Source organism: Streptomyces sp. NPDC058086 (assembly GCF_042885015.1).
GTDB lineage: Bacteria > Actinomycetota > Actinomycetes > Streptomycetales > Streptomycetaceae > Streptomyces.
This window is the reverse complement of record NZ_JBHVST010000002.1, coordinates 80,990-92,009: the sequence shown is the minus strand read 5'-3', so window position 1 is coordinate 92,009 and position 11,020 is coordinate 80,990. Positions and strand designations below refer to the sequence as shown.

The window sequence follows — 11,020 nt, the reverse complement described above, 5'->3', positions numbered from 1 at the left end:
GGGCTCGTGCTATTTTGGGGGGGGGGGGTTTAACGACCCCCCTCTCAAACACTGTGGTGTGCGGGCCGCCCCATTCCGGGCGCGCCCCTCACTCGTTACTCGTTGTACGCATCACAGGCCTCAACTCGGCGTGTTCGCGGCGTTACGGACAGATGTGGGGCAGATCTCGTCAGGATGACATACCCCCATGTCAGAGCTCCGTCACCGCACCGGAATCAGTGGTTCCGGTGCCCTCGCACGGCCTCCTCGCATGGCTGATGACCAGGTACGCGACTAGCGTCGTACTAAAATTCAAGGCTTGTTTGGAGCTGGACCGGAATATCCCCAGGCATACCTGCGGGCCCACCAGCTCCCCGGACGCTCCGGGAACGACACGTGAGGACCCGATGGCAGCCCTCGAGCAAGGCCCCGCACTCGCGCTGTTCGACGAGGAGGTGCGCGCGGAGTTCGGCGACCCGGCGCGCTTCTCCGCCTCCGTCGCCGCCTCGCCGCGCACGCTGGTCGACATCCTCGACGCCACCGTCCGGGCCCACCCCGACGAGCCCGCCCTCGACGACGGCCACCGGGCCCTCACCTACCGCGCCCTCGCCGTCGAGGTCGAGGCCCTGCGGCGGCGGCTGAGCGACGCCGGGGTGGGCCTCGGCGACCGGGTCGGCATCCGCGTCCCCTCCGGCACCAACGAGCTGTACGTCGCCGTCCTCGCCGTACTGGCCGCCGGCGCGGCCTATGTGCCGGTGGACGCCGAGGACCCCGACGAGCGGGCCGAGCTGGTCTTCGGCGAGGCGGAGGTGCGGGCCGTCATCGGGGCCGGGCACCGGCTGACCGTCAACGGCACCTCCGAGGTGCCCGCCGCGCGGCCCGGTGTCGAGCACGACGCCTGGATCATCTTCACCTCCGGGTCCACGGGCAGGCCCAAGGGCGTGGCCGTCAGTCACCGCAGCGCCGCCGCGTTCGTCGACGCCGAGGCGGAGCTGTTCCTCACCGAGGACCCGATCGGGCCCGGTGACCGGGTCATGGCGGGCCTGTCCGTCGCCTTCGACGCCTCCTGCGAGGAGATGTGGCTGGCCTGGCGGTACGGCGCCTGTCTGGTGCCGGTGCCGCGCTCCCAGGTGCGCAGCGGCGCCGACCTGGGGCCCTGGCTGGTCGAGCAGGAGATCAGCGTCGTCTCGACCGTGCCGACGCTCGCCGCGCTCTGGGAGCCGGAGACCCTCAATGACGTACGGCTGCTGATCTTCGGCGGTGAGGCCTGCCCGCCCGAGCTGGTCCAGCGGCTGGTGACCGAGGGCCGCGAGGTGTGGAACACCTACGGGCCCACCGAGGCGACCGTCGTCGCCTGCGCCTCCCTGATGACCGGCGAGGAGCCGATCCGGATCGGGCTGCCGCTGAACGGCTGGGAGCTGGCCGTGGTCGACGAGGCCGGCGAGCCCGTGGCCATGGGCGACAGCGGTCAGCTCGTGATCGGCGGGGTCGGGCTCGCCCGGTATCTCGACGCCGAGAAGGACGCGGAGAAGTACGCGCCGCTGGAGTCGCTCGGCTGGGAGCGGGCGTACCGCAGTGGTGACCTGGTCAAGGCCGAGCCGGAGGGGCTGATCTTCCTCGGGCGGGCCGACGAGCAGATCAAGCTCGGCGGGCGCCGCATCGAGCTCGGCGAGGTCGACGCGGCGCTCCAGGCGCTCCCCGGTGTGGCGAGCGCCGCGGCCGCCGTCCGGACCGCCCGCAGCGGCAACCAGCTGCTCGTCGGCTATGTCGTGACCCAGGAGGGCTGGGACCAGGCCGCCGCCGTCGAGAAGCTGCGCGCCGAACTGCCCGCGGCCCTCGTCCCGCTGCTCGCCCCGGTCGCGGACCTGCCGACCCGCACCTCGGGCAAGGTCGACCGGGGCGCGCTCCCCTGGCCCTTGGAGGGCCTGGAGACCGGCGGTGCGAAGGAGCAGCTCTACGGCACCGAGGCCTGGCTCGCCGAGCAGTGGAGCGAGGTCCTCGGCATCCCGGTCGGCAGCGGGTCCGACGACTTCTTCGCGATCGGCGGTGGCAGCCTCGCCGCCGCCCAGCTCACCACCCGGCTGCGCACCCGCTATCCCAGCGCCGCCGTGCTCGACATCTACCAGCAGCCCGTCCTGCGCAAGCTGGCCCGGCACCTGGAGAAGTCCGCGCAGGACGACGGTGCCGAACGGGTCATCGCACCGGTGCCGCTGCGCGCCAAGGTGGCCCAGCTGTTCCTGCTGATACCCCTGTTCACCCTGATGGGGCTGCGCTGGACCGTGGCGCTGGCCGCGCTCGGGAACGTACTGCACTGGTTCGGTCCGTACCCCTGGGCGCCGAGCGCCCCGTGGTGGCTCGTCGGCGCCGGGGCGGTCGTGCTCTACAGCCCGCCTGGGCGGCTCGCGATCGCGGCGGGCGGGGCGCGGCTGCTGCTGCGCCGGGTGAAGCCCGGGCGCTACCCCCGCGGCGGAAGCGTGCACCTGCGGCTGTGGACCGCCGAGCGGCTGGCCGAGTTCAGTGGCGCGGCCTCGCTGACCGGGTCCTGGCTGGAGCGGTACGCGCGTGCCCTGGGCGCCAAGGTCGGCACGGACGTCGATCTGCACTCGCTGCCGCCGGTGACCGGCATGCTCAAGCTGGGCCGGGGTGCCGCCGTCGAGTCCGAGGTGGACCTGTCGGGGTACTGGCTGGACGGGGACCGGCTGGAGATCGGGCAGGTCAAGGTCGGCGCCGGTGCGGTGGTCGGGACGCGCAGCATCCTCTTCCCGGGCGCGCGCGTCGGCAAGCGGGCCGAGGTGGCGCCGGGCTCGGCGGTCGCCGGGCAGATTCCCACCGGGCAGCGCTGGGCCGGAGCGCCCGCCGGCAAGCTCGGCAAGGCCAAACGCGCCTGGCCCAAGGAGCGTCCGCGCCGGGGCACGTACTGGCGGGCGATGTACGGCGCGACCGGTTTCGCGCTGACCGCGCTGCCCGTCCTTTCGGCCGTCGCCGCGCTTTTGGTGGCTCATCTGTTCGTGAACGCGGACGCCGGGCTCGGTGCGGCCCTGCGCGGCGCGGCGCTCGCGCTGGTCCCGGCCACGCTCGCCTTCGGGCTCGCGTACGCGCTGCTGCTCCTGATCGGTGTACGTCTGCTCAGCCTGGGTCTGCGCGAAGGCACGTACCCGACGCACAGCCGGATCGGCTGGCAGGCCTGGACCGTCACGCAGTTGATGGACCGCTCGCGCGACACGCTGTTCCCGCTGTACGCCGGGCTGATCACGCCGGTGTGGCTGCGGCTGCTCGGTATGAAGATCGGCCGGGGTGCCGAGGTCTCCACCGTTCTCGCGCTGCCGAGCCTCACCACCGTGGGCGAGGGCGCCTTCCTCGCCGACGACACCCTGACCGCGCCGTACGAGCTGGGCGGCGGCTGGATGCGGATCGGGCGTGCCGAGATCGGCCGCCGGGCCTTCCTGGGCAACTCCGGGATGACCGCGCCGGGCCGCAGCGTGCCGGACGGCGGGCTGGTCGGGGTGCTGTCGGCGACCCCGAAGAAGGCGAAGAAGGGCAGCTCGTACCTGGGGCTGCCGCCGGTGAAGCTGCCGCGCTCGACGCAGGACGGCGATCAGAGCCGTACCTACGACCCGCCCGCGCGGCTGCTGTGGGCGCGGGCGCTCGTGGAGCTGTGCCGGATCGTGCCGGTGTTCTGTTCGGCGGCGCTGGCGGTGCTGACCGTCGCCGCGCTGAGCGCGCTGGGCGTCTGGGCGCCGCTGCTGGCAGGGATCGTGTTCCTGGGCGTCGGTGTGCTCGCCTGCCTGACGTCCATCGTGGCGAAGTGGCTGCTGGTCGGCCGGCACCGGGCGGGCGAGCACCCGCTGTGGAGCGGTTTCGTGTGGCGCAACGAGCTGGCGGACACCTTCGTCGAGGTCGTCGCCGTGCCGTGGCTGGCAGGATCCGTGCCCGGTACGCCGCTGATGACGGCGTGGCTGCGCGGCCTCGGCGCCCGTATCGGCAAGGGCGCATGGATCGAGAGTTACTGGCTGCCCGAGACGGACCTGGTGACCCTGGAGGACGCGACCACGGTCAACCGGGGCTGTGTCCTGCAGACCCACCTCTTCCACGACCGGATCTTGCGGACGGATACTGTTGTCCTCCGTGAGGGCGCCACTCTGGGCCCGGGCGGAATCGTCCTTCCCGGCAGCACAGTCGGGGCGCGCAGCACGCTGGGACCCGCGTCGCTCGTCATGGCGGCTGAATCCGTCCCCGACGACACCCGCTGGCTGGGCAACCCGATCGAGGCATGGCGTTCCTAGGCGCGGCCCGTACGGCGTCCGGGGACGGTGCACCGGCACGTCGTACGAGCACAGCGCAGGGAGCAGACGCAAGCGTGAGCGTTCAGCAGACAGTGGGTTCGGACCCGTACTTCCCGGCCAACGGTGATCCCCGTTACCGGGTGCACCGGTATGAGCTCGCGCTGGACTATCGCCCCGGCCCCAACCGGCTGTCCGGCACCGCGCGGCTCAACGCCATAGCGGGCCGGGCTCCGCTCGCCGAGTTCCAGCTGAACCTGGCCGACTTCCGGATCGGCCGGGTCCGGGTCGACGGCAAGCAACCGCACTACACGCACCGGGGCGGCCGGCTGCGCATCCGCCCGCCGAAGCCGATACGGGCCGGGGCCGCGTTCACCGTGGAGGTGCACTGGTCGGGCAACCCCAAGCCGGTCGCCAGCCCCTGGGGCGAGCTCGGCTGGGAGGAGCTGGAGGACGGGGCGCTGGTGGCGAGCCAGCCGATCGGCGCGCCCTCCTGGTACCCGTGCAACGACCGCCCCGCCGACAAGGCCTCGTACCAGATCTCGATCACGACGCCGTCGGCGTACTCGGTGGTGGCGGGCGGCCGGCTGCTCACCCGCACGACGAAGGCGTCGACGACCACCTGGGTGTACGAGCAGGCGGCGCCGACCTCCAGCTATCTGGTCGGGATGTCGATCGGGAAGTACCAGACGGTGCTGCTCGGCGACCCCGGGCTCGGCGGCGTACCGCAGACGGGGCATCTGCCCGCCCACCTGCTCGGCGCATTCTCCCGGGACTTCGCGCGGCAGCCCGCGATGATGGAGCTGTTCGAGCAGATCTTCGGGCCGTATCCGTTCGGCGAGTACGCCGTCGTGGTGACCGAGGAGGAGCTCGATGTCCCCGTCGAGGCACAGGGGTTGTCGCTGTTCGGCGCCAACCACGTGGACGGGGCGCGGGGTTCGGAGCGGCTGATCGCGCACGAGCTGGCGCACCAGTGGTTCGGCAACAGCGTGTCCATCGCGGACTGGCGGCACATCTGGCTGAACGAGGGCTTCGCGAAGTACGCCGAGTGGCTGTGGTCGGAGCGGTCGGGAGGCCGTACGGCTCAGCAGCTGGCCGCCCTCGCGCACCGCAAGCTGTCCGGGCAGCCGAAGGATCTGGTGCTGGCCGACCCGGGCCGCAAGCTGATGTTCGACGACCGGCTCTACGAGCGCGGCGGGCTCACCCTGCACGCGCTGCGCTGCGCGATGGGCGACGACGCCTTCTTCCGCATGCTGCGTGGCTGGGCCGCCCTGCACCGGGGCGGCACGGTCACGACGGCGGTGTTCACCGCGCATGCCGCCCGGTACTCGGCCGAGCCGCTGGACGACCTGTTCGGGGCCTGGCTGCGTACGGCGAAGCTGCCGCCGCTGCCCACCCTGGCCGCACCGGTCGCGCCGATGCCGGCCCGCCCGACGTACCCGCCGACCAACGCCGACTCGGCGTAGGCCCTGGGCCCCTCCGGGCTGGGAGAGAATGGCGGTCATGACCAGTCGTAGCTGCCCGTGCGGGCTGCCCGAGCCGTATGCGCGGTGCTGTGGGCGCTTCCACCGCGGTGAGGCGCTCGCGCCGACCGCGGAGCGTCTGATGCGGTCGCGGTACTGCGCCTTCGTCAAGGAGGACGAGGGGTATCTGCTGCGGACCTGGCATCCGCGGACGCGGCCGGCGCGGGTCGACTTCGATCCGGGGATGCGGTGGACGGGTCTGGAGATCCTCGGCACGGGGCAGGGGTCGGCCTTCCACTCCGTGGGGACCGTGACCTTCCGGGCCTCCTACCGGGGCGGTTCGCTGCACGAGCGGAGCCGGTTCGAGCGGGTCGACGGGGCCTGGGTGTACGTGGACGGCGACTTCCCGGAGTAGGACGCCTACGGCGCGAGGATGTCCAGTTCCTGGAGCGCCCCGACCGTGATCTGGCGGGTGAGTTCCTCGGCGCGGGACGCGTCGCCCGCGCGGACCGCCTCCGCGACCTGGACGTGCAGCGTGACGGCGGCCGGGTCGGGGTCCTCGAACATCACCTCGTGGTGGGTGCGGCCCGCGAGGACCTCGGCGACCACGTCACCGAGGCGGGCGAACATGTCGTTGCCGGAGGCGTTGAGGATCACCCGGTGGAAGGCCACGTCGTGGACGAGGTACTCCTCCAGCTTGTGGCCGCGTGAGTTGGCCACCATGCCGAGCGCGCACTCGGTGAGCTCCGCGCACTGCGCGGCGGTGGCGTGCCGGGCGGACAGGCCCGCGGCGATCGGTTCCACGGCGGAGCGCAGCACGGTGAGCGAGCGCAACTGGTGGGGGCGGTCGGCGCCGGCCAGCCGCCAGCGGATGACCTGAGGGTCGAACACGTTCCATTCCGCCTTGGGGCGGACCGTGACGCCGACGCGGCGGCGGGACTCGACCAGGTCCATGGACTCCAGCACCCTGACCGCCTCGCGCATCACGGAGCGTGACACCTCGAAGCGCTGCGCGAGCTCGTCGGTGCGCAGCACGCTCCCCGGCGGGTACTCGCCCGCCGTGATCGCCGGCCCGAGGGATTCGAGTACATGTCCGTGCAGCCCCCGGCCCCGTGTGGTCATGGGGTCAGCGTACGAGGCGGAGCCCTGGAACAAAAAGTCAGACTTATATGTCACACACTCTTGAATTCATCGTACCTAATGAGTTTCAGTGTCGTCGACATCAGATGTCGACGAAGACAGTGAGAGCACGATGCAGCAAGTGCGCACCCCCCATGTCGTCGTGGTCATGGGCGTCGCAGGTACCGGCAAGACCACCATCGGTCCCCTGCTTGCGGCCCGGCTCGGCGTTCCGTACGCCGAGGGCGACGACTTCCACCCGCCGGCCAACATCGCCAAGATGACGGCCGGGACCCCGCTGACGGACGACGACCGCTGGCCGTGGCTGGACGCCATCGGCCGTTGGGCGCACGACCGGCACGGGCTCGGCGGAGTGGTCAGCAGTTCCGCGCTCAAGCGCAGCTATCGCGACCGGCTGCGGGCCGAGGCGCCCGGGGTCGTCTTCGTCCATCTGACCGGTGACCGCGCACTCATCGAGGACCGGATGTCGCACCGCCAGGGGCACTTCATGCCGACGGCGCTGCTGGACTCGCAGTTCGCCACCCTCCAGCCGCTGGAAGCGGACGAGGCGGGTGTCTCCGTGGACGTCTCCGGCGACCCCGGGGAAATCACCGAACGGGCCGTGGCCGCACTCCAGGGACTTGCCCAGCCCTCGCTCTAACACCTTCCCCACGTACGTTTCTCAAGCAAGGGACCACCGTGACCAGACTCAGCGTCGAGATGCTGGCAGCGGACGCCGTCGAGCCGATCACCTCGGCGGGCCATGCTCAGCTGGGCATCGCCGTGCTGGCGGGCATCGCCGTCATCGTCCTGCTCATCACCCAGTTCAAGCTGCACGCATTCCTGGCCCTGACCATCGGCTCGCTCGCCCTCGGCGCCTTCGCCGGGGCCCCGCTCGACAAGACCATCACCAGCTTCACCACCGGCCTCGGCGCCACCGTCGCCGGTGTCGGCGTCCTGATCGCGCTCGGCGCGATCCTCGGCAAACTCCTCGCCGACTCCGGCGGCGCCGACCAGATCGTCGACACCATCCTCGCCAAGGCCGGCGGGCGCGCCATGCCCTGGGCGATGGTGCTGATCGCCTCGGTGATCGGTCTGCCGCTGTTCTTCGAGGTCGGCATCGTGCTGCTGATCCCGGTCGTGCTGATGGTCGCCAAGCGCGGCAACTACTCCCTGATGCGCATCGGCATCCCCGCACTGGCCGGCCTGTCCGTGATGCACGGCCTGATCCCGCCGCACCCCGGCCCGCTGGTCGCGATCGACGCGGTCAAAGCCAACCTGGGCATCACGCTCGCCCTGGGCGTTCTGGTCGCCATCCCGACGGTGATCATCGCGGGCCCGGTCTTCTCCCGCTACGCGGCCCGCTGGGTCGACGTCCCGGCCCCCGACCGCATGATCCCCACCCGCGCCTCCGAAGAACTGGACAAGCGTCCCGGCTTCGGCGCCACCCTCGCCACCATGCTGCTGCCGGTCGTCCTCATGCTGTCCAAGGCGCTGGTCGACATCATCGTGGACGACCCCACCCACATGGTGCAGCGCGTCTTCGACGTCGTCGGCTCCCCGCTGATCGCCCTCCTCGCGGCCGTCATCGTGGGCATGTTCACCCTGGGCCGCGCGGCCGGCTTCACCAAGGACCGCATCTCCACGACCGTCGAGAAGTCCCTCGCCCCCATCGCCGGCATCCTGCTGATCGTGGGCGCGGGCGGCGGCTTCAAGCAGACCCTGATCGACTCCGGGGTGGGCCAGATGATCCTGGACATATCCAAGGACTGGTCGATCCCCGCGCTGCTGCTCGCCTGGCTGATCGCGGTGGCCATCCGCCTCGCCACCGGCTCCGCGACCGTCGCCACCATCTCGGCGGCCGGTCTGGTCGCGCCCCTCGCGGCCGACATGTCGACCGCGCACACCTCGCTCCTGGTCCTCGCGATCGGCGCGGGCTCGCTCTTCTTCAGCCATGTCAACGACGCCGGCTTCTGGCTGGTCAAGGAGTACTTCGGCCTCAGCGTCGGCCAGACCGTCAAGACCTGGTCCGTCATGGAGACGATCATCTCGGTGGTGGCGGGCGGGCTGATCCTGCTGCTGTCGCTGGTCATCTAGGGGTACGAGGATGAGAGACGGGAGTACGGGGATGAGTCACCCTCTGTTCGACATCAGTGGTCGCAGGGCCCTGGTCACCGGCTCCAGCCGGGGCATCGGGTTCGCGCTGGCCCGCGGGCTCCTGGAGGCGGGCTGCACGGTCGTCCTCAACGGGCGGGACGCCGACCGGCTCACCAAAGCCGCGTCGGAGCTGCCCGGCGACGTCCACTCCGCGGTCTTCGACGTCACGGACGGCCCCTCGGTGGCCGCCGGAATAGCGGACGTCGAGGACCGGGTGGGCCCGCTCGACATCCTCGTCAACAACGCGGGCATGCAACTGCGGGCCCCACTCCTGGAGTTCACGGACACGGACTGGCACCGGATCCTGAACACCAACCTGACCAGCGCGTTCCTGGTCGGCCGCGAAGCGGCGCGGCGGATGACGGAACGCGGCCACGGCAAGATCGTCAACATCTGCTCGTTGCAGAGTGAGGTCGTCCGTCCGGGCATCGCCCCGTACGCGGCCACCAAGGGCGCGCTGAAGATGCTCACCAAGGGCATGTGCGCGGACTGGGGGCAGTACGGGGTGCAGGTGAACGGGCTCGGCCCCGGTTACATCGAGACGGAGCTGACCCAGCCCCTCGTCGAGGACGAGGAGTTCAGCGCCTGGGTGCGGCGGCGCACCCCGGCCGGCCGGTGGGGCCGTACGGAGGACCTGGTCGGCGGGGTGCTCTTCCTCGCCTCGCCCGCGGCGGACTTCGTGAGCGGGCAGGTGCTGTACGTCGACGGCGGTATGACGAGTGTGCTGTGAAGCGGACCGCGCGGTGAGCGCGGTGAAAGGGGCCTGACGATGCTCGGCTGTGTGATCCACGGGCAGGGTGACCTGCGGGTCGACGAACTGCCCGTCCCGTCCGCCGGGCCCGGCGAGGCGCTCGTCGCCGTCCGGTACGGCGGGGTGTGCGGGTCCGACCTCCACTACTGGCGGCACGGCGGCGTCGGGGACTTCCGGCTGCGGGAGCCGATGGTGCTGGGCCACGAGGTCGTGGGGACGGTGCTGTCGTACGGCGACGGGGCCACCGGTCCCGCGCCGGGTACGGCCGTGGCCGTGCACCCGGCGACCCCGTGCAGGGTGTGCCCCGAGTGCGCCGACGGACGGGCGAACGTCTGCCGGGACACCCGCTACCTGGGCAGCGCGGCGCGCACCCCGCATGTGCAGGGCGGGTTCGCCGCCCAAGTGGTGGTGCCCGACCGGCAGTTGAGGGAGCTGCCCGCGGGGCTCCCGCTGCGGCGGGCGGCGCTCGCCGAGCCGCTCTCGGTGGCGCTGCACGCCGTCCGGCGGGCCGGCGCGGTGAAGGACCGGCATGTCCTGGTGACGGGGGCCGGGCCCATCGGCTGCCTCGTGGTGGCCGCCGCGAAGGCCGCGGGCGCGACCCGGGTGACCGTGACGGACCTGCTGCCGCAGGCGCTGTCGTACGCCGTCGCGGCGGGCGCGGACGCGGTCGTACGGGCCGACGATCCCGCCGATCCCGGGTGGCCGACGGAGGTCGACGTGGCCGTCGAGGCGTCCGGGGTGGCCGCGGGACTCGACACCTGCCTGCGCCTGGTACGGCGTGGCGGGGTCGTCGTCCAACTCGGCATGCTGCCGCCGGGACAGAGCCCGTTCGCGGGGAACCTGGTGGTGAGCCGGGAGATCGAGCTGCGGGGCGCGTTCCGCTTCGACGAGGAGTTCGACGACGCGCTGGCCCTGCTCGCGGCTGAGCCCCGCTTCGGCTCCCTGGTCAGCGCGGTGGTCCCGCTGGGTGAGGCGGAGTCGGCGTTCACCCTGGCCGCGGACCGCGGCCGCTCGTGCAAGGTGCTGCTGGACTTCGAGGTCCAGCACTAGGGCCTGTCCGGCGGATCAAGTCGCAGGAAACGGGCGGTGCCTCATCGACGCTGGTGAGCGGGGCTTGGTGCGTCCAGCTGCAAGGCGGAGGAGGGCGTCGACGCGATGGGGGTCCCCCTACTGTGTGCCGGGGGCCGCGGGCCCCCCCCCCCACCGGGCAATGGCCCCCCCCGGGGCTTCTACCCCCCCAGGGTCTTATAAAAAAAAACAAGGCCCCCAAA

The 11,020-nt window shown here is 71.8% G+C and carries 8 protein-coding genes; 7 read left to right on the top strand and 1 reads right to left on the bottom strand.

The annotated features are described in order from the left end of the window. Nucleotides 1–386 precede the first annotated feature (386 nt). The 3 genes from ACFVWD_RS01930 (at nt 387) to ACFVWD_RS01920 (ending at nt 6,137) form a co-directional block, all read left to right on the top strand. Nucleotides 387–4,262 (top strand): Pls/PosA family non-ribosomal peptide synthetase, encoded by a 3,876-nt coding sequence (locus ACFVWD_RS01930; protein WP_389593345.1) that lies wholly within the window; start codon nt 387–389, stop codon nt 4,260–4,262. Nucleotides 4,263–4,336: 74 nt separating this feature from the next. Beyond that, entirely contained in the window at nt 4,337–5,725 is a 1,389-nt protein-coding gene (locus ACFVWD_RS01925; RefSeq protein ID WP_389593344.1) for a M1 family metallopeptidase, read from the top strand. 37 nt (nt 5,726–5,762) lie between these two features. After that, nucleotides 5,763–6,137: a YchJ family protein gene (locus ACFVWD_RS01920; RefSeq protein ID WP_168507594.1), complete on the top strand. Its 375-nt coding sequence runs from the start codon at nt 5,763–5,765 to the stop codon at nt 6,135–6,137. A 5-nt stretch (nt 6,138–6,142) separates the two neighbouring features. On the opposite strand, the gene ACFVWD_RS01915 is transcribed toward ACFVWD_RS01920, so the two are convergent. After that, complete coding sequence (locus tag ACFVWD_RS01915; protein ID WP_168490213.1) at nt 6,143–6,844, bottom strand: FadR/GntR family transcriptional regulator; 702 nt, start codon at nt 6,842–6,844, stop codon at nt 6,143–6,145. 130 nt (nt 6,845–6,974) lie between these two features. Here ACFVWD_RS01915 and ACFVWD_RS01910 point away from each other — a divergent pair, with 130 nt between their 5' ends. The 4 genes from ACFVWD_RS01910 to ACFVWD_RS01895 are packed head-to-tail and all read left to right on the top strand — an operon-like array spanning nt 6,975 to nt 10,799. After that, nucleotides 6,975–7,502, top strand: a complete 528-nt coding sequence (locus ACFVWD_RS01910) for a gluconokinase (protein ID WP_384906320.1) — start codon at nt 6,975–6,977, stop codon at nt 7,500–7,502. Between the two features lie 38 nt (nt 7,503–7,540). Beyond that, nucleotides 7,541–8,938: a gluconate:H+ symporter gene (locus ACFVWD_RS01905; protein WP_168490215.1), complete on the top strand. Its 1,398-nt coding sequence runs from the start codon at nt 7,541–7,543 to the stop codon at nt 8,936–8,938. Between the two features lie 31 nt (nt 8,939–8,969). Further along, nucleotides 8,970–9,728 (top strand): SDR family oxidoreductase, encoded by a 759-nt coding sequence (locus ACFVWD_RS01900; RefSeq protein WP_389593343.1) that lies wholly within the window; start codon nt 8,970–8,972, stop codon nt 9,726–9,728. Between the two features lie 39 nt (nt 9,729–9,767). Beyond that, nucleotides 9,768–10,799: an L-idonate 5-dehydrogenase gene (locus ACFVWD_RS01895; RefSeq protein ID WP_389593341.1), complete on the top strand. Its 1,032-nt coding sequence runs from the start codon at nt 9,768–9,770 to the stop codon at nt 10,797–10,799. Nucleotides 10,800–11,020: the final 221 nt, after the last annotated feature.

Excerpts from the sequence above, each read along its gene's own strand:
- ACFVWD_RS01910 (WP_384906320.1), top strand. The coding sequence starts at position 6,975 with ATGCAGCAAGTGCGCACCCCCCATGTCGTCGTGGTCATGGGCGTCGCA.
- ACFVWD_RS01900 (WP_389593343.1), top strand. The coding sequence starts at position 8,970 with ATGAGTCACCCTCTGTTCGACATCAGTGGTCGCAGGGCCCTGGTCACC.
- ACFVWD_RS01930 (WP_389593345.1), top strand. The coding sequence starts at position 387 with ATGGCAGCCCTCGAGCAAGGCCCCGCACTCGCGCTGTTCGACGAGGAG.
- ACFVWD_RS01895 (WP_389593341.1), top strand. The coding sequence starts at position 9,768 with ATGCTCGGCTGTGTGATCCACGGGCAGGGTGACCTGCGGGTCGACGAA.
- ACFVWD_RS01915 (WP_168490213.1), bottom strand. The coding sequence starts at position 6,844 with ATGACCACACGGGGCCGGGGGCTGCACGGACATGTACTCGAATCCCTC.
- ACFVWD_RS01920 (WP_168507594.1), top strand. The coding sequence starts at position 5,763 with ATGACCAGTCGTAGCTGCCCGTGCGGGCTGCCCGAGCCGTATGCGCGG.